Origin of the sequence: Acinetobacter sp. YH1901134 (assembly GCF_013416965.1) — a bacterium.
GTDB lineage: Bacteria > Pseudomonadota > Gammaproteobacteria > Pseudomonadales > Moraxellaceae > Acinetobacter > Acinetobacter amyesii.
The window spans coordinates 182,555-208,716 of sequence record NZ_VPEW01000008.1; the positions used below are offsets into that span (position 1 = coordinate 182,555).

A 26,162-nucleotide genomic window follows, 5' to 3' on the forward strand; every position below is an offset into this window, starting at 1 on the left:
CGCAATTGATTGCAATAAAGTGTTTTATGCCGATATTTTATAATGTTTAAAGCTGAAAAGTAGGGGACAGCTGTGCGTGCTGAACTAATTTTGCACTAATTTTTTGAAAATCGTTTAAAAAATATCTAATTGAGTAAAAAAATGAAAAAAATATAACGACTGTGCTTGCAGTCGTATCATGATCTTTGTATTATGGCGGCACGTTACGGTGAGATGGGTGAGTGGCTGAAACCACATCCCTGCTAAGGATGCATACGGGCAACTGTATCGAGGGTTCGAATCCCTCTCTCACCGCCACGATTTACTTATGTCGCGCTCATAGCTCAGCTGGATAGAGCACTTGGCTACGAACTAAGGGGTCGGGAGTTCGAATCTCTCTGAGCGCACCAATAAGTAAATCTGAAAACGTAGTCTTTTAAGACGACACAAGTTACGCGCTCATAGCTCAGCTGGATAGAGCACTTGGCTACGAACTAAGGGGTCGGGAGTTCGAATCTCTCTGAGCGCACCAACTTGAAAAAATTACCGCACATGTTGCGGTTTTTTTGTGCTTGTGATTTATCGCTTTGATATTGCTGTCTTTTGTTTGGATTCTATTAAGCGTTCTATTTCATAAAACTACCCATCAGTAAATTTCAATTTTGCTTATCTTCTATAGATAACCCTTTTTTCAGATATTCATAGTGATGCAATTTTTTTAAATCTAAGTTTAAAAAAGAATTGAGTGAGTTAAAGCAGTGATTCAATGATGTCGATAGATTTGTTATCTATCTTGAGCATTTATACGTGAGTATTGCTAAGTTTAAATTCCAAACTTGTGATGAAAAAGCCATTAAAAAAGTAAATCTAGCTGATTTTTAGCGTGTTTAACGGGTAATTGTTTATTTGCTGTGCGTTTGGTTAAATTTATATGAAAAAGCTCTTAACAAAAAATAAAAATCACGTATAATGAGCCTCATCAAGACGTCGCGCTCATAGCTCAGCTGGATAGAGCACTTGGCTACGAACTAAGGGGTCGGGAGTTCGAATCTCTCTGAGCGCACCAACTTGATCAAGATTGAAAAAACCGCACATGTTGCGGTTTTTTTTGTGTCTGAAATATAGCTAAAACCAATAAATTCAGTTCATCAATCAAGATTCTAACTTAACTTCTGCTTAACTTTGAGTGCAAAGACCGTATTTCCGCCTAAAGCCGGCAACATGTCGTGATACGGCATACTGCGCATAGCACGAAGTAAAAACGGTGCTTTGTCATCAATCTTCACCGCACTGGTCAATTGTAATAACGACCCTTGTTGTAAGGGGCGAATATGCATAGCACCTCGGACAAACTTTAAGTCCCCACCTGTTGCGGTGTATTGATTTTGCAATAAATCGGGATAGTTAAAACGCATTTTAAAATCGAAGGGAATATTGATCACACCTAAACCCACCGAAATTTTATAGTCGGCATCCATGAGGTGCGGATTAATTTTCTGCACTTGCATGTGTTTGACTTGTCTAGGAAATAAGTGCTTAAACGAAGACACATTAATCCAGCGCTGTAAGCTCGAAGGCTCTTGTGCATAATATTGAAAACTGGTGCTAAAGCGCATCACTTCATAGTTTTGCCCAAAGGGAACGCGCTGCGCTGTCAAAATAAAGGACACAGGTTCTTTCGAGCTTTGACTTAATTGAGTGACCTTGTCGAGTTGAGAGGCATTTAATTTGAGTTCAGGCAATTGATTTGCAGCGAGAGTTTCACTGCTAAAGGCTTTAAATCGGCGCTGTAATGATTCGAGTAAAAAACCATTGGTTCCCGCAGGAATCCCTAACTTGGCATCGTGTAAGGCATTTAATATTTTGCTAAACAAAAAACCTTTGGGCTGATTTAAATCGCCCCATTGGGTCACACTAATCAAGGTGTGTTGAGCATCGATCTCAAACCATTCAATTTTCCCTGCACCAAAGGGCACCGGTGCTTGTAGAACCAAACTATTAATGTTGTTGTGATCAATTTGGTGCTGCATCACCACGGTTTCTTTAAAGTTTAAAACCGGAATAGGTGTCGGGATATGGATGCGGTATTCAACTTGGCTGGTTGAACCTTGCTGTTGCAAAACCTCAGCAGATTTTAGCGTGGGAAATAAGCCAGCATAGTTTGGATAATTACTGAGTAATCTGGACACATTTTTGCTGTTGGTTGGGACAACCACGGCGGCACTTTGAAATTTACCAACGACTTTTTGACCTGCTTTCATCGTGGGCAGACTAATCTGCTGTGAAGGATGTGCAAAAATCACGATGTGATCACCGGCAAGATTTGCCAAGGCTTTGGCATTGCCATTAAACAAGTCCAAACTACTAGGAATCTGGGGTTGCCATTGAACGAATTTGGCCCAACTGGTCGATATGCTCAGTCCACTCAGAAACGCTAGCATCATGATTATTTTTGTTATCTGCATGTCACATCCTGCGTATGCAATCTTTTATTTGTTGCTGTTTTTAACGTATTTCTAGGTGGAAGGGAAGTAGTGAAGTGTTACAACCGACCATTAAAAAGCATGAAGCAAGTTTGAATTGTGGTGTAGTATTTAGCGCAATTCATTTTTAAATATTCATACGCTTATGTCTGAGAATCTACCTGCATTATCGCTGCGCTATTTTTTAAATCTAGAAGAATCACAGGATGGTTTTGCACTAGCTACTTTTGGCAAAAAGCAATTTACGCGTTTTTTAACGCCAGCTATTAGCCTTGGGATTATCATCTGGGGTTTTTACTTGGGTGTAGATGGAGTTGGTGCCTACTATGTTGGGCTGGGCGCTTTCTTTTTACTTCTTCAAGGCATCATGCGTTATTGGTTTTTACCGATGATGTTTAAACGCCAGTTTGTAAAATACCAATTAGGCAAAAGTGAACAAGGTATTGATTTATTTCAAGACTATGCAGAAATTCATGCCAATGGGCGTAAGAATGTCTTTCATTATGCTGAAGTGGCAAATTTTGCTGAAGGCAAATTGACCTATATGCTTGAGCTGAAAAATAAAACCGTGATTATTGTGCCGAAAAGTGCATTTAAAAATACTGCGGACCAAGCGACTTTTAGCAATACTTTTCAGCACTAAGACAATCTATTCATAACAAAAGAGGGAGTAGTATGCAGTCACGTCCATCTAAAATTGTTTGCGTCGGTCGTAGTTATGCAGATCATGCCAAAGAATTAGGCAATGCAATTCCTGACCGTCCTGTACTTTTTATGAAGCCGCCAAGTGCATTAACCGCATTAGACCGAGGCATCTCATGGAATCCTGCATGGGGCAGTTGCCACTATGAATGCGAATTAAGTTTACGTATTGATCGACCTTTATCGGCTGAAACTGATCCACGCAAAGCCTTAGAAGCAGTCGGAGCTGTGACTTTGGGCCTAGATCTGACTTTGCGTGATCTACAAGATGACTTAAAGAAAAAAGGTCAGCCGTGGGAACGTGCCAAAGCTTATGATGGTTCTTGCATCCTTGCGGATTGGGTCGATGTCCAAGAGGTGGTTCAAGATTGGAAAGATGTGCATTATACCTTGCATGTCAATGATGAACTGCGTCAGAACGGTGATACTGCTTTGCTGATTTTTGATGTGGGTACTTTGTTGGCCAATATTAGCCAAGTGTTTAGTCTTGAGGCGGGCGATGTGGTCATGACGGGTACGCCTGCAGGTGTCGCGGCACTACAGTCAGGTGAGCAGTTGAAAATGACCCTAAAAGGCAAAAATCAGGACTATGTCTGGACAACCTTTGTCAAATAAACTGTGAACGAAATACAAAAAAGGCTGCTTAATGCAGCCTTTTTTGATTGATCTATTCAGTGCTACTTGATGGCGGTGGCTCATTTGGTTGTAAAGGACCAGTGTCTTTCCATGTTTCATAGGTGTCGGCCATATGCTGTGAGTCAGTGTCTCCCAATGCACCTGCTTTGGCATACCATTGTCGCGCTTTTTCACCATCTCGAATATCATAATGATAATAATGTGCCATTTTCATCGCCGCGTCAGCATCTTGCCCTTGTTCTGCGGCATAGCTTAAATATTCAGCTGCTTTGTCGGGTGTTGACGAAGGATGTTCAGAAAAATAATGTTGATTTCCCAAGACTTTGATCGCTTCGATATTCTTTTGTTTGGCTGCTTTTTCATACCAAATTTGCGCTTGGTGCTTATCTTGAATTAAGCCTTTTCCAGTGTCGTACATCCAACCAACGGTATATTCAGCAGTAGGATCATGAGTTTTTTTTGCAAGGTCTAGCACCCAGTGTGCAAGGAAAATATTACCATCTTGCTGCATCTTTCGAATCACTTGATCTGCATGCGGGTTTCCTTGGTAGGCTTGAGTCATCACCATGCGAATGCGTCCGTAGTGCCTTGATCCACAGCAGCTTTGTACCAATGTACACTTTGTTCGATATTTTGTTCTGTGCCCGTTCCACTGAGGTATAAATCACCCACTTTCATTTGTGCGGTCGCATCGCCCATTTGAGCTATTTTGAGTGCAGATTTAAATTCACGCTGTTCTTTGGAACTACAAGCCGTTAAAAATACGGCAGATAAACACAGCGCTAAAATGGTTTTTTTATTCATTCGAAATGGAGTCTTTATCATTTTTCGTAGATTTTTTGATCTTAACGGATTGTTGAATCACTTTATAGAGACCCTTATAGCTAAATTTAAACACATTTAGGGCTTTAAGGTAGATTTCCTAAACTGATCTGGGGTGCAAAGCATCCATTTTTTAAACATATTTATAAACGCCGAGGCATTGGCATAACCAAGTTCTAAAGCAATATTTTCGACCGTTTGGCCAGCGTTGAGCATCGACATGGCTTTCATGACTTTGAGGCGTTGTCGCCATTCATGCAGCGACATCCCAAGTTCTTTTTGACAATAACGCGCCAGAGTACGTTCCGTCATGTTTATCCGCTGTGCCAATTGCTCAAGCGCGCTCTGATCTGCAGGATGTTGATGTAAATAATCAAGCAGTTGTTTGAGGGCAGGGTGTTCCGAATGCGGTAAATAGCTACTGACCAGTTTAGCTTGATGCAGTTGATCTAAAATCACATGAAGTAAGCGTTGATATTCGGCGGTATTTTCCAAGAGGTCGGCTTGTTGGTGCAACAGACGCAAATGGCTGAAGATCGCGGTGACTAAGGGGGAGCTGAGTAAAATCCCCGGTTGTTTCGGCAAGTGGGTACATAAAGATTCATGTACATATAAGGTTCCATGTGAAACCGCTGTACGATTTAAACCACTATGTTCTAAATGTGGGGGAAGCCAGATGCCATAAGGCGGTGGAGTAATATAGTCAATCTGATTGATGTTCACTTCCATCACGCCATTAAAGGCATAGACAAACTCGCCCCAAGCATGCCCATGAACGGGATAAACAGACAGTGCAGGATCGTCACGAAAACTGATCCATAGCGCTGCTTGAATTTCATCGTTGGTGGGAAGTTGTTGGAACTGCGTATGATCTGCACGAGCTTTATGACGCATGAGAAATTTTGCCTGAATAAGAAGATCACTTGTCTATTTTGAAGTATATATTTTATTTCTGACAGTTCTATAGTGTTGCTTGTCGTATTGTCGAGTAAATAGTGTGGAACAGCGTAAGGCGCTAGATGCAAAAGCTTCTGGTCTGATGATTATTTTGTGCATGATTTTAGGGATTCAACAGGTCATTTTGAAATTGGCCGCGGTTGATATTGCGCCGATCATGCAAATTGCCATCCGATCTGGTTTGGCTGCGCTGTTGGTCTTTCCACTGATTCGTCTCAAGCCCGGAACACATTTATATACACGCGAATACTTGCTGCCGGGTATCTGGTTGGCGTTTTTATTTTCAGCCGAATTTATTTTAGTGGCAGAATCCCTGCGCTATACCTCTGCATCACATACTGTTGTCTTGCTGTATACTGCACCGATATTCGTGGCACTAGGTTTACATTGGAAGTTGCCTGAAGAAAAGCTTACAGCGATCCAATGGGTCGGTATTTTTATTGCCTTTTCAGGAATAGTACTGTCGTTTATGGGACGTGAAAGTCGTACTACAGTCAACACTCAAGCACTGTTGGGCGATACGATGGCATTACTTGCTGGGGTGATGTGGGCATTGACCACCATTTCGTTAAGACTCACCAAACTCTCTGATGCACCTCCGACTCAGACCTTGTTTTATCAGTTGGTTGGTGGTTGCGTGTTTTTATTACCTGTGGCGTGGCTGACAGGGCAAATGACTGTACATTGGACGGTACTGTCCATTAGCAGCATGATTTTTCATGTGCTCATTATTTCATTTTTCAGCCTGATGTTATGGTTTTGGCTGTTAAGTAAATATCTGGCCAATGGTCTGGGCGTTTTTTCATTCCTTACCCCAATCTTTGGTCTGGTCTTTGGTGTATTGATCTTAAACGAAACGATTGAACTGAATTTTATCTTGGGGACGGCCTTAGTAATGGTCGGGGTGATGACGGTAACCTTGCATCGGTGGTTGTCTAAATTGATGGGACGTCAGCGCACAGCGACCTAAGATCATGTATAAATAAAAAAGGAGAGCTACGGCTCTCCTTTTTTTATTTACGCTTATTTTTCTTCAAAAATAGTCGCAAGTGGAATCGAGAGTTTGGCCGCGAGATAATCATCCGATTCAACCAGTTGCGGCCCAATTTTTTCCATCCAAACATCATCTGGATCGACGTGACCTAAATCTTGCCGTTTAGGGAGCGGATAGGGCAGCTTACTGTAAAAACTCCAAAAGTCCACTTGGGTTAAATTACGAACTAAAACATAATGATCATCATCTGTACGCTTAATCAGGTGTTGCTCTTCAAACAATAAAATATAGCTTGGCAGGCGGCCGATTTCATCACGCCCTAAAACCTCAAGCGCTTCTTTTTCTGTCACGCTCTGACCGAGTTTTTGCTTTTTATAAAATAATTCAAGCAAATCCATCAACATAATCACAGGATGGCGTTTTTGGTCGTTGCCCGAATTGAAAGCTGTCAGTGCATAACTAATTTCTACCCCAATCAGTACGATATTCCATGAAAGGAATATCCAAAGCAGGAAAATTGGCACTGCAGCAAAAGCACCGTAAACGATTTGATAACTGGTGAAATTTGACATGACAAAACCAAAGAGGTTTTTGAGCAGTTCAAAGACCACAGCACTAAAGACACCCGCGATCAGCGCGGCCTTAATCGGCACACTGCGGTTGGGAATCGTCCAATACAGAATGAAAAAACCTAAAATGGTCAATGAAAAAGATAAGATCCACAGCAGAAAAGCCCCATCCAGTTCATAGCCGGCAAAATTATTGCTGAGGACATTCATAGAGGCCAAGGTAGATGACACAACAAATGCGCTACCCAGTAAGATTGGGCCTAATGAGATAATAGTCCAATAGCGCATAAAGCCAATAATGCCGCCACGTGTCTCACGCACCCGCCAAATTCGGTTAAATACTGTCTCAATGCTGGTCAGCATCATAACTGTGGTAATGAATAAAAACAGTACACCAATAACAGTCAGGTTACTGGATTTATCGGTGAATGCATTCAGTGCTTTATCAAAAGCAATTGTCGTTTTCGGTAGGAAATTACTATAAATCAATTGTTGAAGCTGTTGACGAGCAGGTTCTAAAGCTTTAATTGAGGAGATGATGACCAAGAATACGGTCAACATGGGTACCACTGCAAACAAGGTGGTATAGGTTAATGATCCTGCTTGTTCACGGCAGCGATCGGCTTCAAAACGTCGAATGACAAATAAAACAAACTGAAACCATTTCTTGTCGTAAAAGGGAAGTTTTTTTAAAAATGCTTCGATCATTCGTTCAAGTCTCGAGTTATTTTAGTCATGTTTATGCAATTTTCATCACTTAGCTTAACCAAAAAATAGGAAAAATACCGTATAGTTTTCTTTTTTCATTGAATTTATAAAAATGACGCAAGCTTATGTACTGGTGCTGTATTACAGCAAATATGGTTCAACACGTGAGATGGCACATTTGATTGCCAATGGAATTGAAGCGTCTGGAATGGCGGTAAAAATACGAACCGTTCCAAATTTATCTACTGTGGTGACTGACGTGCAGCCCAGTATTCCTGCCGAAGGCGATATTTACTGTAGCTTAGATGACTTAGCGCATTGCTCAGGTTTAGCCCTTGGTTCGCCAACACGTTTTGGTAATATGGCGTCGGAAATGAAATATTTCTGGGATCAAACCACAGCGCTTTGGCTCAATGGCGCATTACATGGCAAACCTGCCTGTGTGTTTACCAGTTCAGGTTCAATGCATGGGGGACAGGAAAGTACTTTGCTGACCATGCTGCCGCCTTTGTTTCATCACGGAATGATGGTTATGGGTTTAAGTAATGCCCATCCGGCATTATCGAATACCAAAACGGGTGGTACACCTTATGGTGCAAGCCATGTCAGTGGTCCACGCCATGATCAGTCATTGAGTCAAGATGAGCGTAATTTGTGTGAAGAGCTGGGTAAACGCCTAGGCGAAGTCGTCAAAAAGTTGATTTGATACTTACTTGCTCTAGGAAGTTGCGCTAACTTTGTAGCGAACGGGCAAGAAAAGGCTTAAATATTGCACTTTTCTTGCTTTATTTACGTGTGACGTCTTTTTATTTATGTCGTTGTATACCGACCAAAATATAAAAATAAATCTGTTGAACTATTCCTGAAATATTAAAAATAAATGATATCAACAATATATTGAAAGTTTTTAAATACAGCCTGCTCAGTGATGGTTTCGAGTCGAATATTGCTCTCTCTTTGGGCGCGTTATTTTTATTTTTTGATTACATGATTTGTATTTAAATTTCTTCTTTGGGGTGTGTGATGTCTATTATTAATTTTCTAATGACTTTCCTGTGTTCCGTATTGGCTGCATCTTCCTTGTGTACGGCAATGCCAGTTTATACAGTATGGATTTCCCGCAAGAGAAAAAGCCGAAGAAAAAGAATTTTTAGTGAAACAAGATCAAGTTAAAGTGGACTCAAAATCTTTAACTGATGTTTCAAAATAATTGATTCGCCATGGTTTCGAATGGCATTTCAATAGACTAGAAATACATATTAGAAAACAATAACCTATTAAAAAAGAGCGCTGATGTGCTCTTTTTTAATATCGAAATTAGTCTTGATCCGAAGTCTTTGCAGCGTCTTCAGGCTGTTGCTCAACTTCAAAGCGCTGTTTGCAATCTAAACATTGGTAGTCGAGAAAAATATTTTGATCGACGATCACGCCGGCTTTTTTACCAAAACGGTGTCCGAGAAAACCGCCTGTGATACCGACGCTAATTGCACCAACAAAAGTCCCGATGGTTCCGCCCATAATCACGCCAAGTGGGCCAGCAGTCACGCCACCAATCGCAGCACCAATAGATGCGCCAGATGCCGCACCACCGACAGTCCCTGCAGCAGTTCCTGCACCACTGAGTAAGACCCCACCAATTTTTTGTAAGTTTTGTTCATGGTTACGCTTTTCAATATGGGTTGATCCACATTTTGGACATTTAACTGTCGATTCCATGTTTTGATCTTCTGTATTCATAACTTTCCATAGCCTTAAAAAATAAAGTGGCCGAATTTATGGTGCAGCATAATGTAATTTGACAGATGAGTAGTTGACCCATTCGATCAAATGCAACGATTTTCCTGAATTTTATCGAGTTTTGCACACAGATGTTTTGTCAGCTTGTAACTAAGGTGTCAAAAAGTGCGCTTTATGTCACCTTAATGGCAAATTTTTAGCAAAAAAAAAGAACACCTGATGTGTTCTTTTTTTCTTTTGAACGCAAACTAGTCACGAACAAATTCAACTGTACCATTCGCCAGCGATTTCACACGTGCCAATGATTCAACGCGATAACCTTTTTCAAGCAAAATATCACGACCAGGTTGGAATGATTTTTCAATCACGATACCGATACCCAATACTTCAGCACTTGCTTGATGAATAAGATCTGCAAGACCTAAAGCCGCTTGACCATTGGCCAAGAAGTCATCAATCACTAAAACTTTATCTTCAGCATTGATGTGCTTTTTAGAAATCGCGATAGTGCTTTCAGTTTGTTTGGTAAAAGAAAACACTTTTGAGCGATACAAATCATCTTTTAAGGTCAAAGATTGATATTTACGTGCAAAAATCACAGGAACACCAAGTTCAAGACCAGCCATTACTGCAGGTGCAATACCTGATGCTTCAATCGTAATGATTTTTGTGATGCCAGCATCTTTAAAAAGACGGGCAAATTCTTGACCAATTTGTTGCATCATCACAGGGTCAATTTGGTGGTTCAGGAAAGAATCGACTTTCAGAACTTCTTCAGAGAGAACGATACCTTCAGCTAAGATTTTCTGTTCCAGAGCGTGCACGGGAGAATCCTCGAGGGGCAGGTGCTTTTTAAAGCAAAAGCGTATTTTAAAAAGCACCGTGAAAAATGCAAGCGAAATTGATCAAATCAATTAATTTGTTGCACCTTTATAGCCCGTTAACAATAAACCGTAAGAGGTTTTATTGTCTTGGTGGGAAACTTTGACAGGTAGATAATCTAGTTTTGGCGCTAACCAGAAAGTCGTTTGACGGCCTGGTTTGTCATGACGCATCACGACTTTCACGGTGTCAAAAGTTCCATAAGTGGTTTTCACTTTTTCAGTGCCTTGTTTCACGAACTTACGAGCTTCAACCTCTTTGGCATCGGCAATGTAGTAATTCGATTTCAAACCACCATTTTTTAAATCTTCACGAATTTGCAATTCAGCATTGAGTTCATCTAACACACCTGATTTCCACGCAAATGAACGCGCTTTATCATCTTTTTTGGTATTAATGGTTTTTGCGCCAGCATTAAAATTAATATTCATGGTGTTGTTGTGCACCAAAATTTTGCTGCTGCGGCTAAAGCTGTTCGAGTGAATTTGGCTGCCATTTAAACTAAAACGACTGGTTTCAGTTGCAGAGGCCATCGCACCAGCTTTTGCTGCGAAAACATAAGTCCAGTTATTCCCAGATTGTTTTAGAGTACGTGTTGCAGAACCCAAGTTTTTGCCGTTGTAGTTAAATTGGTAGTTGGCTTGGAATGGACTCATGGCAAATGACTGACTTGAGAAACCAGTCAAAAGCAGTGTAGTCGATACCCCAGCAACAAGACCTAAATTTTTCAAAACTGAATGTGCCATAAGTATGGTTTTCCTATTCAATAGAAGTGTGGTGGGCTAAACCACCTGATATATTTATTATGCGGCTGGATTGTGGAGAATCTCGTCGCAAATCCGTGCCTAATGTATATGTTGTGTAGCGTTTTATAGGCTCAAGATATCTAAGTACAGGATAAGTCTAGCTTTCCTTTTGCTTAATTGGCGTGACTTCATCGTCTTTTAAATTTGAGTCATCCCAGTCTTCTATCCGTTCTTGCGACATCTTGGTGAACAATGCGGTTAAATTAACATTACCTATCACCACCAATTCGGCCTCACGTAAAACAGCATGGTTGACATGGACTTTGCCCAATGTGTCGATAATCGATCGACTTTTACCGAGCCAGCGATTCAGGTCTAAATACAGTAAATCATCTTTAACTTTGATCACATTGAGCTTTTCCAAAATCATACCCAATGGATCTTGGTTGAGTACTTTTTGATAGAACCATAACGCCATGCGCACGCCCATCTTATACAGAACATTTGGATACTTCGCTTCAATCACTTGTGTATCACTAATTTGTTCAAATACGATCAATTGGGTTTGTTTGTTGAGTTCCATCTGTACCAGTTTTAAATCAACAGAGAGTGTTATGATCAGCCCGTTATAATCCAATGTGGCATACAGTCGAAGCCAATCATCATGCAGGTCAGCATGCAAGTCTTTGAGCATTTTCACATTATCGGTCACAAAGCGCTGAAATGTCGCATTTAAAAACACTTGAGACATTGGGAATTCACGCTCATCTTCAATAAATCCTTCAGCTTTTTGGTACACTTGGCGTATACGTTTAGCGATATTGGAAACTAGCGTTTGCATAAGAAGTGCATCCTGACAAATTATGTTTTTTGACGATGTTTATCTTGTCGATTTCTATAAAAACACAAGGTTTTGATCTTGCAGTTTAGCAAAATAAATTGCACCATTTTCATGATTTTAATTGTGCATTATCTATGTGTTGATGGATTTCTCGTTTTCATCAAAAAATGAATACGAGTTTTATTTTATACTGTTTTAAGCAGTTTGGGGAATGCGGCAAATTGTCGGTTTAATGTGATGCTGAAAAAAATAACGTTCATGCCCTTGATGAAAGAGTGGTGGAAAGATCCCATATTTGCAACTGCATTGGCGTTTGCTGCTGTGTTGCATTTGGCTTTTTTAACCATGCAATTTTCCATGCCCCAAGAGGCGGATTATAACACCAAAGAAATTGCAGTTTCTTTACGTTCTACGACGGAAAAAATTGAACATGCAGACTTTTTAGCACAAGCCGATCAGCAGGGCTCTGGGACATTCCGTGAGTCACATCGTATGTCGAGTGACATGCCTGCACCGATGATCGAACAAAAAACCGGTGAGCAAAAAAGTGAAGCTTTAGAACAACTGCAACAAAAGAAAGAACTCAGCTTTGAAGATAAAGTGTTGATGACAACTTTGAGTTGGCAAAAACAAGCTGAAGAAAATAGTCGCAAAAAAGCCGTTGAGGAGTTGAATAGTCAGTTTCAGGCCAAGGCTGCGATGGTGGCGAGTATCGAAGCCCAATATTTACAACGTCAGCAAAACTTTAGCCGTCAGCAAAAAATTAAAACCATTGATGGTATTCAAGCCAAGCAAGATGTTTCTGCGGCCTATATGGAAAAATTCCGCGAAAAAGTCGAGTTTTATGGCAACCGTTATTATCCTGAAGCGGCAAAACAGCAACAGTTACGCGGTGAAGTACGTTTAATGGTTATTTTGAACAGTAATGGCGGGATTCGTGCCATTCGTTTGATCGAAAGTTCAGGTTCAAACTTATTGGACGAAGCTGCAAAAACCTCTGTGCGTAAGGCGGCACCTTTTGGTTTGTTTGATGCCAAAATGAAAGACATCTCAGAACTTCGTATTGTGCGTACTTGGCGCTTTGATCCTGCAGAAGCAGAGTTTGAGGTGCGTTAATCAGTCGCGATAGCGTCGCAAAACTTCGCAGATTTCGACGCTAAAACTCGCATACCATTGGTTTTTCCCCAATTGCTACGCGACCAGATGTTGTGCATCTTGTTGCCAAGCTCGAATGTCTTCTAATGTATTCCAGTAGGAAAGGGCAATTTCATGCTCACCCTCTGTCAGCGCTTCAAAATGTTGACAGTTAAAGTGTGTCAAGGCTTTGTCTCTAAGCTGCTGTGCAGTCGAAAAATACAGCTCATCAAGCGTACGAATGCGTGCTTTAAAAATCACGACATATTGCATATCTTTCCTTCCTTGGTTTTTATGACGATAAAAAAAGCGAGCCGTAGCTCGCTTTTTTGTTCTTAATCTCTTTCCAGATAAGGGTTATCAAACCCTAATTTGGCTAAAATCTCGATTTCCAACGCTTCCATTTCTTCAGCATCTTCATCAGAGGTTTCATGGTCATAGCCCATGAGGTGCAACGTACCGTGTACCAGCATATGCGTAAAGTGGGTCAGGGGTGCTTTGCTTTGTTCTTGTGCTTCACGAAGAACCACAGGAATACAAATCACTAAGTCACCAATCGGAAATGAGTCTAAAACTGCTGCCATTTCATCGGGGAGATCGCTCGGAAAAGACAACACATTAGTCGGTTTGTCTTTACCACGATATTCCAAGTTCAATTTGTGGCTTTCGTCATTGTCCACACATGCAATACCGATCTCACAATCACTTTGTGTATCGATATGACGTAAAGCCGTTTCCACGACTTTTTTGATATGCGCACGTTTCACCACCAATTCAGGTGACTGAAAATTTTGCTGCAAGGAGAGATTAAGTTTCAAAATGAATCCTTAAATGTTTTCGTCTTGATGCTGCCCATCAGCTTTAGCATCATTGTCCGCCACCAAGGCTTCCTGACGTGCTTTACGTTCTGCACGTTGTTCAGCTGTAAGGCGATGTTGTTCGCTGTCCCATCCCTCATAGGCTTCAACAATTTTTTGAACCAATTGATGACGTACCACGTCACGAGAGTGGAAGCGAGTAATATGAATTTCTTTGATTTTTTCAATCACACGTAAGGCATGTGCCAAACCAGATTGTTGACCACGAGGTAAATCGACCTGTGTAATGTCGCCAGTGATTACTGCACGAGAACCAAAGCCTAAACGGGTGAGGAACATTTTCATCTGTTCAGGGGTAGTGTTCTGTGCTTCATCTAAAATCACAAAAGAATGATTTAAGGTACGACCACGCATGTAGGCGAGTGGTGCAACTTCAATCACTTGACGTTCAATCAGTTTTGCGACTTTTTCAAAACCGAGCATTTCATACAAAGCGTCGTATAGCGGACGTAAGTAAGGGTCAATTTTTTGGCTCAAATCACCGGGTAAAAAACCCAATTTTTCACCGGCTTCAACCGCAGGGCGAACCAATAAAATGCGTTGAATTTCGTTACGTTCTAGCATATCTACAGCAGCGGCGACCGCGAGATAAGTTTTACCTGTACCCGCTGGGCCGATACCAAATGAAATATCGCTTTGTAAAATACGCTGTACATAGCGTTTTTGATTGGCACCACGTGGATTGATTCGACCTTTACGGGTTTGTAGATAAACATTGTCTAAACCGGTATGCTCATTTTCAGAAAAATCTTCCTGAATTTCGCGGTCAGTCTGACTGCCTTGAATCATCATGTGTAAAATGTCCGCACTAATCTGTGGATTGGTTTCGGACTCTTCATAAAGACGGTGAAGGAGACTTTCGGCTCTCTCTACCGCATCGATTTCCCCATCGACAAAAAAAGCATCTGCACGATGAGAAATTTTGACATCTAAACGTTGTTCAATTTGTTTGAGATGACCGTTATAGGCACCGAGCATGCTTTGTAAACGGTCAAGTGGAATACCAGCAAAAGTTACAGTACGTCGAATCGCTGCAGTCAAGAGAATTCCTTTAAATTGGTCTGACGATTAAGCTTACATTACGCCACGTCAGGCTCAAGATTCAAGAGTTCACCGTAAACAAACTTCAAAGTTTTAATATCGGTCACTTCAATCTCTGCAAAACGCCCAACCCATGCAGGATCACCGATAAAGCTAACCAAACGTGTATTGTCTGCAGTACCAATCAGCAAGTTCGGATCTTTGTCTGAAACAGACTCAATCAAGACACGCTGAATGGTGCCCAGCATGGCATCAGTTTTATCGATACTGGATTGTTTAATCCATTGTTGAACTTTTGCAAGACGTTCTTTTTTCACATCTTCAGGGGTTGTGTCTTCAAGTTCTGAGGCAGGAGTACCCGGACGTTTTGAGTAGATGAAACTGTATGAATGATCGAAGTCCATATCTTGGATAAATTGATAAGTTTCTTCGAAGTTTTCGTCAGTCTCACCCGGAAAGCCAATAATAAAGTCGCTAGATAAATGCATATCAGGGCGAACTTGACGTAATTTAGCAATTTTATCGATATATACATCAATCGTGTGGTTACGTTTCATGGCTTGTAGCACGTCATTCGAACCACTTTGAACTGGTAGATGCAAGTGAGAAACCATTTGCGGTAAGTCACGGTAGCATTGAATCAAGTCATCATTAAATTCAAGCGGGTGCGATGTGGTGTAACGAATACGACCAATCCCTGGAATCTCAGCAACTAAACGTAATAAGTCTGCAAAGGTACAGATTTCCCCTTCAAAAGTTTCACCACGGTAGCCATTCACGTTTTGGCCGAGTAATGAAATTTCACGTACGCCTTTTTCAGCTAAAGTGGCAATTTCAGCCAATACGTCATCGAGTGGGCGAGAAACCTCTTCACCACGGGTATAAGGAACTACGCAGAATGAACAGTATTTAGAACAGCCTTCCATGATAGAAACAAAGGCTTTAAAACCTTCTACACGCGGTTCCGGCAAAAAGTCGAATTTTTCAATATCAGGGAATGAAATATCCACCAACTGAATTTTTTCTTTTTTCGGTTTGACCACTTGTTCAGTGTGTTGATCCAGCATTTGCGGTAAACGATGCAAAGTTTGTGGACCAAACACCATATCGACATACGGTGCGCGTTTTTGAATGTTGTCACCTTCCTGAGAGGCAACACAGCCACCAACACCAATCACCAAGTCAGGATTTTTTTCTTTCAGCTTGCGCCAGCGGCCTAACTCAGAAAATACTTTTTCTTGTGCTTTTTCACGGATAGAGCAGGTATTCATCAGGAGAATATCCGCTTCTTTTGGATCGTTTGTCAGCACATAGCCGTGAGAATCACCTAAAAGGTCGCCCATACGTTGACTGTCATACTCATTCATCTGACACCCTTGCGTTTCGATGTACAGTTTTTTCACTGCTCCATCTTGAGCTGGGGTGTGCTGTGGCTGGGTAACAGTGTTATCTGGGGCAGCTTGGGCACTATTCGGGATGAAGGTTTGAACCGTCATGTAGGCTCCTAAAGGAATTTTATGAAAATCAATAACCATACGTGGCTGACAGACAATTCAATCAATTGAATTGTGCAGCTGCGGAGGTCAAAAAGGGGATTTTAAGAATGGGCAATATTTTAGCAGTAATTCACTAGAAACTTACAGCCTAAAATGACAACTCTGCCATATTGATTTATGAAGCAAAAATGTTTGAAAATTAATATTGGCTAATCATAAGGTTACATAACAGAACACAATGCAGAGTTTAGAATTATTAAACTAATTCCTAAACAAAGTTCGATGTGCTGTAACTGAGCAGAATGACATGAAAGAAGGCAAGTGGATGTTAAAACATAATTTTAAACAGAAAAATTACGCTAAATTACTTGCTTTGAGTGTCGGGCTCTCCGGAATTTCTGCGTTTACCCAAGCTGCAGATGAGCAGTTTAACGATGCTTTACGTGCTGCGAATGCAGGCAATATTAGTTTATTACAACAATACCAATCATCCATGCAAAATGACGTTTTGGGCTATTATCCAGAATATTGGTTACTGAATAACAATTTGGCTTCACAGCCAGCAAGTGCCATTATTAATTTTGCACAGCGCTATCCAAACTCGGCAATGGCAGAAAAATTAGCCGCAGATTATGTTGAAGAAAAAGTCAAACAAGCTGATTTCGCTACAGCACAGCCTGTCTTGCAATATGTGACTAATGCTGACCGTGCTGAAACATGTGCCATGGCTCAAGTCCGCGCAAAGTCGGGCGACCCTCTGGTTTACGCAGAATTTAAAGATGTATGGTTGACCACAAACTCACAACCTGACTCGTGTACGGGCTTGGGCCGTATGATGCTGTCGAGTCCTTTAATGACTCAAGATGACCGCAATCAACGGATGTGGGGACAGTTAAGAGCGGGTCAGTCAGGACAAGCGATTGCGACTGCGCAAACCATTGGCGTAAATATTAATTTGTCACAACTCAACACCATTCAAGCCAATCCACTGAATTATTTATGGTCTGCACCCAAAGCCACAGCTGAAGATCATGCATACCTGATTTATGCGATGGGTCGCTTGGCCGATAGCGACTTAAATGGCGCGATTTCTTCGGTGAAACGTGCAGCAGAAGGCACACCAGCCGATGTGCAAAAAGCCCTATACCGAAGTGTTGGGTATATCGGTGGTACAACGGTAATGAAAAATAATTTCAACCGTGAAGTTCTAAATTATCTTGATTTGAGTTATGGACTGCCTTTTAGTGCAGAAGAAGCCGAGATTTATGCGCGACAAGCCATTCGTTTTGGCGCATGGGAAAGTGTCATTCGTGCAATTGATGCGATGAGCGTTTCGCAAAAGCAGGAAGACCGTTGGCAATATTGGTTAGCACGTGCCTCTGAACAACGTGGAGATGCCTCATCTAAACGTGCGGCTAAAGAAATTTATCGCAAGCTTGCCGTTGGCGATGATTACCATAATTTGTTAGCACGTGACAAAATTGGTCAGTCTTATAACAATATTCCGTCAAATGTGCAGCCTTCGTCACAAGATGCGCAGCGTCTCAGTCAGGATATTCACTTCCGTCGTGCCTTTGCATTGCGCAATATTAATGCATCTGAAAGCTATATTAACCGTGAATGGAACTGGGCAGTGCGTCAAGCCTATTTAAAGCATGATGATGGCATGATTCTTGCCGCAGCTAAACGTGCAACCGATATGGGGTGGTATGATCGGGCGATTTATGCGGCAGATCGAACCACTAAACAGCACAATTATGCTTTACGTTATGCTATGCCGCATCAAAATTATGTGGTGAGTCATAGTCGTAATGCAGGGATTGACCCTGCATGGGCTTATGGCTTGATGCGTCAAGAAAGTCGGTTTGTCACTAGCGCACGTTCACATGTCGGTGCCGGTGGTTTAATGCAAATTATGCCAGACACAGCAAAATTGGTGGCTCGTCAGATGGGGGAGAGTTATAACCCCGCTGCATTAACGGATATGAATACCAATATCCGTTATGGCACTTTCTATTTATCAATGATTCAACGTCAATTGAGTAATAGTCCAGTATTAGCGACTGCAGGCTACAATGCGGGTCCAAATCGTGCTCGACGCTGGCAGCCTGAGTATCAAGCGATTGCAGCGGACCAATATACAGAATCGATTCCATTAACGGAAACTCGAGACTATGTAAAACATGTGATGACCAATGCAACCCATTACGGCCTTTTATTGGGTCAGGGACCGCAATCGATTGAAAAACGAATGCAAATGATTCCATTACGGAATGCGCAATAAGCATTAAAGCAACGCGCCTGTTTTAAGGCGCAATATGGGTAAATAATGAATGCCGAATTGAACATTAGACCTGTTTATCGAATACTGACATCACTGCTCATCAGCAGTGGTGCAGGCTTTGGTGTGTCTGTGCTTTCGGCAGCACCCGTGGTTAATGGCTATGTGATGGATGTGCAAATGGTGCCAGCTGTTTGCGCCTATGACCCTTTAAAAAGTAAAAAACGTAAATGTCTGGAAGGGTATTCACTCAATATCACGGGCCTATATCCAGAAACTTCTACCCGTGATTGCACCACCAATAGTTCAGCTAAACTTTCTCCGTTGCAAGCCAAAGTGGTTGCACGGATTATGCCTGATGAAAATGCTCGCGTGGCGCTTTGGCACACTACCGGCGGCTGTATCCCAATGAATGCTAGTCAGTATTTCAGAACCATTATTAATCATGCAGATAAGCTAAAAATTCCAGATGAATTGACTAGCCAAGAAACCCAATCCATTCAAGCCAATGTCTTGCGTAATAAAATGTTGCGTATGAACAGCGGATTGGTATCCCAAAGTATTGAATTTAACTGTATGCAAACCCGTGGTGGCAGTTTACTGACCGAGATTAAAATTTGCTATAAAAACAATGGGAAGTATAAAAGTTGCCCTACGACTATTGTCGGAAATTGTCCTGCAACTTTCATAATTAAAGGTTCTTTCTAAGCTTTTTTCGGCATTTTATTTATATTTCCTATCATACTTTTGTTGAAAAGCATTCTCTTTTACATGCAAGCGTCAAAAGATTGGAGTACAATCTTTGCCGTTTATGATTATTAAGATTAGATAGAACAGCTATTTAATCATTATGACCTTCCTCAATTGGAGATAATTACATGAAGCAAGCAGTTCGTGTTGCCGTTACTGGCGCAGCTGGTCAAATCGGTTATAGCTTATTATTCCGTATCGCAAGCGGTGAAATGTTGGGTAAAGACCAACCAGTTATCCTTCAATTATTAGAAATTCCAGTTGAGAAAGCTCAACAAGCGCTTAAAGGCGTAATGATGGAACTTGATGACTGCGCATTCCCTCTTTTAGAAGGTATGATCGGTACTGATGATCCTAAAGTTGCATTCAAAGATGCTGACTACGCTCTTCTTGTAGGTTCACGTCCACGTGGTCCTGGTATGGAACGTGCTGACCTTCTTAAAGTAAACGGTGAAATCTTCATCGGTCAAGGCCAAGCACTTAACGAAGTTGCTAGCCGTGACGTTAAAGTTCTTGTTGTGGGTAACCCTGCAAACACTAACGCTTACATCGCAATGAAATCTGCTCCAGATCTTCCAGCGAAAAACTTCACAGCAATGTTACGTCTTGACCACAACCGTGCGTTAACTCAACTTGCTCAAAAAGCGGGTGTTGCAGTTTCTGACATCGAAAACATGACAGTTTGGGGTAACCACTCTCCAACAATGTATGCTGACTACCGTTTTGCAAATGTAAACGGCGAAAGCTTAAAAGACAAAATCAACGATGCTGCTTGGAACAAAGACGTATTCCTTCCAACTGTTGGTAAACGTGGTGCTGCGATCATCGAAGCGCGTGGTCTTTCTTCTGCTGCTTCTGCTGCAAACGCTGCAATCGACCATATGCGCGATTGGGCTCTTGGCACAAACGGCAAATGGGTAACTATGGGTATTCCTTCTGACGGTTCTTATGGTATTCCTGAAGGCGTAATGTTCGGTTTCCCTGTAACTTGTGAAAATGGCGAATACAAAATCGTTCAAGGTCTTGAAATCGACGAATTCAGCCGTGAACGTATCAACGTCACTCTAAACGAGCTTGAAGAAGAACGTGCAGCAGTTGCTGACATGGTTAAATAATTTAATTTTTTAAATTAAATTATAAAAAAAAGCACTCCATTTGGGGTGCTTTTTTATGGCCTGCGAAAAATACCAAGCTTAAGTTTTGAACAAAAAATAACACGTTGAGATGTAGTTGCAACTGACAAAGTCAATTAAACAGATAACTATGAAGTGGAAGAAATGTTTTTGGCTTGAGGAGAACGGCAATGTTTGATCAACAACCGACGTTGGAACTATTTTTTGAACAATTGGGGTTAGATGCAAGTCCGGAAGGCATTGATCAATTTATCGAAACGCATCAAATCACCATGGATGTTCCATTGCATGAAGCGCCATTTTGGACGAAGTCACAGCGTGACTTCATTATCAGTCATTGGAAAAAAGATGATGACTGGGCCATAGTGGTCGATATTTTAAATGAACAATTGCATACAGAACATAAGCTTTCCGGATCATGCAAAATCTAAATACAATTTGAAACAACAAACCTAGTTTTAACGCTAGGTTTTTTTAGCTTCATCATATAAGTTAATTAAATAATAAATGACAGATTGGTTGATAAGGAGGGCGAGATGCTCAATCAAAATAAACCATCCTTAGCTTTATTGTTTTCTCAATTGGGGTTAGCTAGCAGTCCAGCTGCGATCGAGTTATACGTGCGTACGCATCAGCTTGCTGCAAGTGAAAATTTACATGATGCGCCGTTTTGGAATAAAGCGCAGCGTGATTTTCTAATCAGTCATTTAGTACAAGATGATGATTGGGCTATATGGATTGATGAGCTGAATCAACAGTTGCATATGGATGCATATAAGCTGCAGCCGGCATAGATTTCATTTTTCCACAAATAAAAAAACACCTCCTCAGAGGTGTTTTTTTATTTAGTGCAGTTTGCTTTGGCGTAACTCTGCAAACCAATCTTCTTGGCGATATGGATTAAATGCAGGATGCTCAAGTAATGTGGTCAGTTTGAATTCTTGAGATTTGCAGTACTTATTTAGCCAGTGGCGGGTTAACGCAGGTTCCTGTTTTACTGCAGAGGCATAGGCCAGGTAGAAGTAAATGTCGCCATGTTCAGCTTTGGACATCGGTTTCATAATCTGCTGGGTAATCAGGGCATAGCGCTGCTCTTGGGTAATTTCAAAAAATATCATATAAGCTTTGGCTAAATGTACAGACAAACTGACGTATAGCTCAATCGGCATTTCTTCAAATTCAATCCGGCTTTGCTCAAGTAGAACAATGGCTTCTTGCAGAAAATACACTTGTTCTTGATGGTTCTTACTTAAATTAACCAATTGCAGGCGTAAGTCTGCACGCTCAAGAGCAAGTTCAGGGCTGTTGCCCTGTAGAAATAATTGATCGGTTTCGCCAATACGCTGAATAATTTTATGACTGTTTTGACGCATCGGGTACATCCTCATCTATGAATGACTCATATATGAGGATAGTTTAAGGGATTTAAAGGAGGAATCTCGAATTACCACATCGAGTTGTCATTACGTAGCCAAGCCGTAATCGATAAACGTTGATGTTTTGCTTCGAGTACCTCATGTAATAGGTCACTTTGGAATAACGCAATGCGATTCGGTTTAGGTTCTAAAATATGCCAAACATCATTCTTATCTTGTAAGCGCAATTCACCGCCCCAGTCGGCTTGCCAATATTCATGCAAATAATAAACCGCTGAAATGACACGTCCATTTTTGCCTTGAGGATTATCTTTGTGTAGTGCATAAAACTCACCTGCGTTATAACAAGCAAAATGTGCTTCGACTTCGTGAATGCCAGAAAAAAATGCGCGATTAAATTGTTCTGATAAATGTTCTAAGGCTTGAACGTGTTCTTGTGCGACATCTAATGTGTCGTTAATCCATAAAATATGATCACTTCTAATTTTACTGATGACTCCATTTTGTACGGCTGCATCCCTGAATTTATTTAAATTTGACATACATTCTTCAACAAGTGCATGTATATATTCTGCAGGATAAGCGTCATCAATAATGCTAAAACCGTGTTGATCTAAATCATCGAGGATTTGATCAACCGGCCAAGACTTTGGGAGAAAGGCTGTTTCCATATGCGATCCATAAAGTTGTGGAAAAAAAGGTGACGTATTCTAGAGCAAGAATAGCATCGGAATGAAACTATTTTTCATGCTAAAATGTCCGTTGATATCAGGAATTAAAGAAACATGAATTACCGTCACCATTTCCATGCAGGCAACTTTGCCGACGTGATGAAGCACGTTTTGCTGCTTCAGTTATTAAGTCGACTGAATGCAAAAGATAAACCTTATCGCTATGTAGATACACACGGTGGTGCAGGTAAATATGATCTTTCGACCTCTGAAGCACAGAAATCAGGTGAGTTTTTAAATGGTATTCATCGTTTAGTTAAGCTCGATGATTCGATTAAACGCAATGCGCCTGAAGGTGTTCAACAATATTTAAAAGTTGTTGAAAAAATGCGTGAAAACTTTGGTAAAGGCGCTTATCCAGGCTCTCCGTGGTTCGCACTTGAAGGCATGCGTGAAACTGATAAGGCAACGATTTTTGAAATGCAGCGCGATGTATTCCAACAATTGCGCCACAATATTTTTGATAAACGTGCAGGCTTGCATGAGCGTGATGCTTACGAAGGTTTACTGGGTGTAATTCCACCAAAAGAAAAACGTGGTTTGGTCATGATTGACCCGCCTTACGAATTAGAACGTAAAGATTTTCCACAGCTTGTAGAATTGTTGGTGGCTGCTTATAAAAAATGGCCGACAGGCGTTTTTGCGGTATGGTATCCAATTAAAGACCGCGCGATGATTGAACGTTTTGAAAAGAAAATGTACAAAACCGGCATTCGTCGTCAGTTGGTTTGCGAAATTTGTGTATGGCCAGATGACACTCCAGTCGGTCTAAATGGTTGTGGTTTATTGGTGATTAACCCACCTTGGAAATTCTCTGAAGATGCGGACGAAGCATTACAATGGTTGTTCCCACATCTTCGTATGAATGAAAATGGTGGTCATGCAGCCGTACGTTGGTTGGTTGGCGAATAATTTTAAACTTGAAAAAGAAAGGTCACAGTTAGGATCGAACAATGACAAATACAAATAAACCTGAGCGGGAAATTTCTTCAAAGGATGAAAATGCATTTGATGGCATTACATTTGAAGTTGAAGAAGAGGAGCATACCCATGAAGGGCATAAAGTGAAACGTCGTGGGATCTATCTGTGGCCAAACTTGATTACAACTGCAGCGTTGTTATCCGGCTTTTATTCAATAATTGCCAGTATGAATGGTGAGTTTCAACAAGCCATCTATGCCATTTTCCTTGCAGCATTATTTGATGGTTTGGATGGACGTGTCGCACGTGCTATCGGCGCACAAAGTCCTTTTGGTGAACAGTTTGACTCGTTGTCGGACTTGCTAGCATTTGGTGTTGCACCTGCCATTTTAATGTATAGCTGGAGTCTAAATGACTTAGGCCGTATTGGCCTTGCAGCATGTTTTGTTTACACCGCATGTGCAGCCTTCCGTTTAGCACGTTTTAACGTACAAATCGGGGTTGTCGATAAACGTTATTTTATTGGTGTTGCAAGTCCACTCGCAGCCGTTATGATTATTTCATTGGTATGGGTAGGTATGGATATCCCTGCGGTCTTCGACTTACGCGAAACAGGTATTCAGATTTTTAATGCGGTAGTGATTATTGCAGTGGGTCTATTGATGATCTCAAATGTAAAATACTATTCATTTAAAACTGTGGATCGTCGCCGTGTTCCATTTGCGGTGTTGCCAATCATAGTCTTCATTTTAGCTGCTGTAACGTATAATATTCCAATGGGTATTTTAATTATTTCAGTAATTTATGCATTGTCTGGCTTTGTCACAACCTTAATGGCAAAAAAGGCTGAAGCATGAGTTAAAACATGAAATAAAAATGAAAAGGAGCTTGATATGCAGATATTTCAAGATTTCTTGGATCAATCAAGACGATTGAATCAAGCTCCAGATATGCAACATAAAAAAATAAATCTACATGCGCCGAATACGCCTTACCCTTCAGTCCATTATGGACTCTGTCTACCGAATCTTCCTGCGCCCTTACATTATCTTAACTTTATAAGTTGGCTCGGTCAGCCTCAGATTCCCGCTTTTCAAAATCCTGTGTCCATTCAACAAGACGAACTCAATACAGCCACAGTATTGACCAGTGTGAGCGGTCATATGGTTGGGCAATTACAATCATATTCCATCAAAGACGACTGTAGTCTGAGTGATACCGTCTTTAAATTTAGAGATAAAGAGCAGATTGGTTGGGATGGAGCGGTATTTCAAATCCATCGAGAAGATACTGAACTCAGTTTAGATTTGTCCGTACAAACTACCGATATTTCTTCGTGTTTAATTAAGTTGAGATTAGGTCTTGCTGAATATTGGTCGGTGATGTGCCAATGTGAAGGTCAAATCAAATTTCAGGGCCAGATGTATGATGTAAATCAGCTGGCGGTATTATCCTATGCACAAATACGCAAGTTCCCATATTTACCTTTAGCATTTTATACCCATCAGGTAATCAACCTCAGCCGACAGCGTCAAATCATCTTTATGCAAACGCGAGATCGCTATAACAATATTTTGAGCTCACGTTTATATCTAAGAGATTTAAATCAGAAGCAAGTGTTCATGGCAGACCAAGGCGTGTTCTTTAAAGTCATGCGCGTTTATCCTGTGGTTAAAACCCCCAATTTGCAAAAAATGTATTTACCACGTGAATTTGAATGGATTTACCAAAATGACAAAATGAAAATACATATACAAGCGCAGAGTCGTGGGGATTTTAAATTTGGACTCGGCGCTGGCTATGCAGGAAGCTTTAACTATCAAATTAAAATTAACGACGAAATCGAGTGTGGGGAGGGTGGCTACTGTGAATATGTAGATTGTCGAGCTTTAAAATGGCAAGAAAAGAATGAAAAAGATAAATTAACGGACAAATATGGAAATATTGTCCCTTTTATGCTCAAAAAATAGTAAAAAAACTTAATTTGGTAGAATAAATAAACAAACGTAATGAAAAATTAAAAATAAATGGAAAAGGGTGTTGCGTTGGATCAGAAATGCTGTAGAATGCACATCCATCGGCGGTGATGAAGATTAAAACTTCTGATAAAACAATGACTTGGTTGAATTGATTGAGTTGGGTTTTATTTGATAAGTTTAAAAATAATTTGAATTACTAGTTGACTCTTTAGAAATAAAGAGTAATATAGCCGACCTAGCTTGCTGGTGACGAACCAACAAGAAGATCATTAAGAGATTATGAAGAACAACTTGTGTGGATTTTTACTGGTTGATCGATCGAAATTATTTTCATTGATTGATGGTAGAAATTACTCGAAGTTTATTTGAGCAAATTTTTGTCAGTA

At 40.9% G+C, this 26,162-nt stretch carries 27 protein-coding genes, 4 tRNA genes and 1 pseudogene; 17 read left to right on the forward strand and 15 right to left on the reverse strand.

Going from position 1 to position 26,162, the window contains the following annotated elements; translation table 11 throughout:
- The first annotated feature begins 207 nt into the window (after positions 1 to 207).
- The 4 genes from FTV50_RS10335 (at position 208) to FTV50_RS10350 (ending at position 1,045) form a co-directional block, all read left to right on the forward strand.
- Positions 208 to 297 (forward strand) — tRNA-Ser (locus tag FTV50_RS10335).
- A gap of 15 nt (positions 298 to 312) precedes the next feature.
- Positions 313 to 389, forward strand: a tRNA-Arg gene (locus FTV50_RS10340).
- A gap of 45 nt (positions 390 to 434) precedes the next feature.
- Positions 435 to 511, forward strand: a tRNA-Arg gene (locus FTV50_RS10345).
- 457 nt (positions 512 to 968) lie between these two features.
- A tRNA-Arg gene (locus FTV50_RS10350) sits at positions 969 to 1,045 on the forward strand.
- 94 nt (positions 1,046 to 1,139) lie between these two features.
- Here the strand turns inward: FTV50_RS10350 and FTV50_RS10355 are convergent.
- On the reverse strand, positions 1,140 to 2,423 hold the full coding sequence (locus FTV50_RS10355; protein WP_373683688.1) for an SRPBCC family protein: 1,284 nt from the start codon (positions 2,421 to 2,423) through the stop codon (positions 1,140 to 1,142).
- A 184-nt stretch (positions 2,424 to 2,607) separates the two neighbouring features.
- Here FTV50_RS10355 and FTV50_RS10360 point away from each other — a divergent pair, with 184 nt between their 5' ends.
- On the forward strand, positions 2,608 to 3,105 hold the full coding sequence (locus FTV50_RS10360) for a YcxB family protein (RefSeq protein WP_180024361.1): 498 nt from the start codon (positions 2,608 to 2,610) through the stop codon (positions 3,103 to 3,105).
- A 32-nt stretch (positions 3,106 to 3,137) separates the two neighbouring features.
- Positions 3,138 to 3,779 carry a fumarylacetoacetate hydrolase family protein gene (locus FTV50_RS10365; protein ID WP_180024362.1) on the forward strand — a complete coding sequence of 214 codons (642 nt, stop codon included), beginning with the start codon at positions 3,138 to 3,140 and terminating at the stop codon, positions 3,777 to 3,779.
- A 52-nt stretch (positions 3,780 to 3,831) separates the two neighbouring features.
- Here the strand turns inward: FTV50_RS10365 and FTV50_RS10370 are convergent, their stop codons facing one another.
- The 3 genes from FTV50_RS10370 to FTV50_RS10380 all read right to left on the reverse strand — a co-directional run bounded on the left by FTV50_RS10370 (position 3,832) and on the right by FTV50_RS10380 (position 5,516).
- A complete protein-coding gene (locus FTV50_RS10370) occupies positions 3,832 to 4,368 on the reverse strand; it encodes a tetratricopeptide repeat protein (protein WP_180024363.1) in 537 nt (178 codons plus the stop codon).
- On the reverse strand, positions 4,362 to 4,604 hold the full coding sequence (locus tag FTV50_RS10375; RefSeq protein WP_180024364.1) for an SEL1-like repeat protein: 243 nt from the start codon (positions 4,602 to 4,604) through the stop codon (positions 4,362 to 4,364). Before FTV50_RS10375 ends, FTV50_RS10370 begins: the two co-directional genes overlap by 7 nt.
- Positions 4,605 to 4,700: 96 nt before the next feature.
- A complete protein-coding gene (locus FTV50_RS10380; protein WP_180024365.1) occupies positions 4,701 to 5,516 on the reverse strand; it encodes a helix-turn-helix domain-containing protein in 816 nt (271 codons plus the stop codon).
- Between the two features lie 103 nt (positions 5,517 to 5,619).
- Between FTV50_RS10380 and FTV50_RS10385 the strand changes: the two genes are divergently transcribed.
- A complete protein-coding gene (locus tag FTV50_RS10385) occupies positions 5,620 to 6,549 on the forward strand; it encodes a DMT family transporter (protein WP_180024366.1) in 930 nt (309 codons plus the stop codon).
- Positions 6,550 to 6,602: 53 nt separating this feature from the next.
- Here FTV50_RS10385 and FTV50_RS10390 read toward each other — a convergent pair whose 3' ends face one another.
- On the reverse strand, positions 6,603 to 7,850 hold the full coding sequence (locus FTV50_RS10390; RefSeq protein ID WP_180024367.1) for a YihY family inner membrane protein: 1,248 nt from the start codon (positions 7,848 to 7,850) through the stop codon (positions 6,603 to 6,605).
- 112 nt (positions 7,851 to 7,962) lie between these two features.
- On the opposite strand from FTV50_RS10390, the gene wrbA reads away from it, so the two are divergent.
- Entirely contained in the window at positions 7,963 to 8,556 is a 594-nt protein-coding gene (gene wrbA, locus FTV50_RS10395) for an NAD(P)H:quinone oxidoreductase (protein ID WP_180010538.1), read from the forward strand.
- Between the two features lie 611 nt (positions 8,557 to 9,167).
- On the opposite strand, the gene FTV50_RS10400 is transcribed toward wrbA, so the two are convergent.
- The 4 genes from FTV50_RS10400 to FTV50_RS10415 form a co-directional block, all read right to left on the reverse strand.
- Entirely contained in the window at positions 9,168 to 9,566 is a 399-nt protein-coding gene (locus FTV50_RS10400) for a hypothetical protein (RefSeq protein WP_143221668.1), read from the reverse strand.
- A gap of 269 nt (positions 9,567 to 9,835) precedes the next feature.
- Positions 9,836 to 10,411 carry a xanthine phosphoribosyltransferase gene (locus tag FTV50_RS10405; RefSeq protein ID WP_078189246.1) on the reverse strand — a complete coding sequence of 192 codons (576 nt, stop codon included), beginning with the start codon at positions 10,409 to 10,411 and terminating at the stop codon, positions 9,836 to 9,838.
- A 90-nt stretch (positions 10,412 to 10,501) separates the two neighbouring features.
- Positions 10,502 to 11,215 carry a DUF3108 domain-containing protein gene (locus FTV50_RS10410; RefSeq protein WP_078192434.1) on the reverse strand — a complete coding sequence of 238 codons (714 nt, stop codon included), beginning with the start codon at positions 11,213 to 11,215 and terminating at the stop codon, positions 10,502 to 10,504.
- Positions 11,216 to 11,372: 157 nt separating this feature from the next.
- Positions 11,373 to 12,056 (reverse strand): hypothetical protein, encoded by a 684-nt coding sequence (locus FTV50_RS10415; RefSeq protein WP_078192433.1) that lies wholly within the window; start codon positions 12,054 to 12,056, stop codon positions 11,373 to 11,375.
- 258 nt (positions 12,057 to 12,314) lie between these two features.
- Between FTV50_RS10415 and FTV50_RS10420 the strand changes: the two genes are divergently transcribed.
- On the forward strand, positions 12,315 to 13,172 hold the full coding sequence (locus FTV50_RS10420; RefSeq protein WP_218950737.1) for an energy transducer TonB: 858 nt from the start codon (positions 12,315 to 12,317) through the stop codon (positions 13,170 to 13,172).
- Here FTV50_RS10420 and FTV50_RS10425 read toward each other — a convergent pair.
- The 4 genes and pseudogenes from FTV50_RS10425 to miaB form a co-directional block, all read right to left on the reverse strand.
- A pseudogene (locus FTV50_RS10425) lies at positions 13,173 to 13,463 on the reverse strand (antibiotic biosynthesis monooxygenase).
- A 62-nt stretch (positions 13,464 to 13,525) separates the two neighbouring features.
- Positions 13,526 to 14,008, reverse strand: coding sequence for an rRNA maturation RNase YbeY (gene ybeY, locus FTV50_RS10430; protein WP_078192431.1), 483 nt, complete (start codon positions 14,006 to 14,008; stop codon positions 13,526 to 13,528).
- A 9-nt stretch (positions 14,009 to 14,017) separates the two neighbouring features.
- A complete protein-coding gene (locus tag FTV50_RS10435) occupies positions 14,018 to 15,109 on the reverse strand; it encodes a PhoH family protein (protein WP_111885944.1) in 1,092 nt (363 codons plus the stop codon).
- A gap of 38 nt (positions 15,110 to 15,147) precedes the next feature.
- Positions 15,148 to 16,605: a tRNA (N6-isopentenyl adenosine(37)-C2)-methylthiotransferase MiaB gene (miaB, locus tag FTV50_RS10440; RefSeq protein ID WP_078192429.1), complete on the reverse strand. Its 1,458-nt coding sequence runs from the start codon at positions 16,603 to 16,605 to the stop codon at positions 15,148 to 15,150.
- A 307-nt stretch (positions 16,606 to 16,912) separates the two neighbouring features.
- Between miaB and FTV50_RS10445 the strand changes: the two genes are divergently transcribed.
- The 5 genes from FTV50_RS10445 (at position 16,913) to FTV50_RS10465 (ending at position 21,563) form a co-directional block, all read left to right on the forward strand.
- On the forward strand, positions 16,913 to 18,889 hold the full coding sequence (locus FTV50_RS10445; protein ID WP_257223903.1) for a lytic transglycosylase domain-containing protein: 1,977 nt from the start codon (positions 16,913 to 16,915) through the stop codon (positions 18,887 to 18,889).
- Between the two features lie 45 nt (positions 18,890 to 18,934).
- Positions 18,935 to 19,594 (forward strand): ribonuclease I, encoded by a 660-nt coding sequence (locus FTV50_RS10450; RefSeq protein ID WP_180024369.1) that lies wholly within the window; start codon positions 18,935 to 18,937, stop codon positions 19,592 to 19,594.
- A 170-nt stretch (positions 19,595 to 19,764) separates the two neighbouring features.
- The gene (locus FTV50_RS10455) at positions 19,765 to 20,751 is read left to right on the forward strand and encodes a malate dehydrogenase (protein ID WP_078192426.1); all 987 of its coding nucleotides are present in this window, start codon (positions 19,765 to 19,767) and stop codon (positions 20,749 to 20,751) included.
- Between the two features lie 188 nt (positions 20,752 to 20,939).
- Positions 20,940 to 21,200 carry a DUF2789 family protein gene (locus FTV50_RS10460; RefSeq protein ID WP_078192425.1) on the forward strand — a complete coding sequence of 87 codons (261 nt, stop codon included), beginning with the start codon at positions 20,940 to 20,942 and terminating at the stop codon, positions 21,198 to 21,200.
- Between the two features lie 105 nt (positions 21,201 to 21,305).
- A complete protein-coding gene (locus FTV50_RS10465) occupies positions 21,306 to 21,563 on the forward strand; it encodes a DUF2789 family protein (protein ID WP_078189234.1) in 258 nt (85 codons plus the stop codon).
- 51 nt (positions 21,564 to 21,614) lie between these two features.
- On the opposite strand, the gene FTV50_RS10470 is transcribed toward FTV50_RS10465, so the two are convergent.
- Positions 21,615 to 22,142, reverse strand: coding sequence for a hypothetical protein (locus tag FTV50_RS10470; RefSeq protein ID WP_180024370.1), 528 nt, complete (start codon positions 22,140 to 22,142; stop codon positions 21,615 to 21,617).
- A 71-nt stretch (positions 22,143 to 22,213) separates the two neighbouring features.
- Entirely contained in the window at positions 22,214 to 22,816 is a 603-nt protein-coding gene (locus tag FTV50_RS10475) for a 2OG-Fe(II) oxygenase (RefSeq protein ID WP_078192423.1), read from the reverse strand.
- A 114-nt stretch (positions 22,817 to 22,930) separates the two neighbouring features.
- Between FTV50_RS10475 and FTV50_RS10480 the strand changes: the two genes are divergently transcribed.
- The 3 genes from FTV50_RS10480 to FTV50_RS10490 are packed head-to-tail and all read left to right on the forward strand — an operon-like array spanning position 22,931 to position 25,767.
- Complete coding sequence (locus FTV50_RS10480; protein ID WP_078189232.1) at positions 22,931 to 23,788, forward strand: 23S rRNA (adenine(2030)-N(6))-methyltransferase RlmJ; 858 nt, start codon at positions 22,931 to 22,933, stop codon at positions 23,786 to 23,788.
- Positions 23,789 to 23,829: 41 nt separating this feature from the next.
- Positions 23,830 to 24,654, forward strand: a complete 825-nt coding sequence (gene pssA, locus FTV50_RS10485) for a CDP-diacylglycerol--serine O-phosphatidyltransferase (protein ID WP_078192422.1) — start codon at positions 23,830 to 23,832, stop codon at positions 24,652 to 24,654.
- Positions 24,655 to 24,690: 36 nt separating this feature from the next.
- The gene (locus tag FTV50_RS10490; protein WP_180024371.1) at positions 24,691 to 25,767 is read left to right on the forward strand and encodes a DUF6670 family protein; all 1,077 of its coding nucleotides are present in this window, start codon (positions 24,691 to 24,693) and stop codon (positions 25,765 to 25,767) included.
- The last annotated feature ends 395 nt before the right edge of the window (positions 25,768 to 26,162 follow it).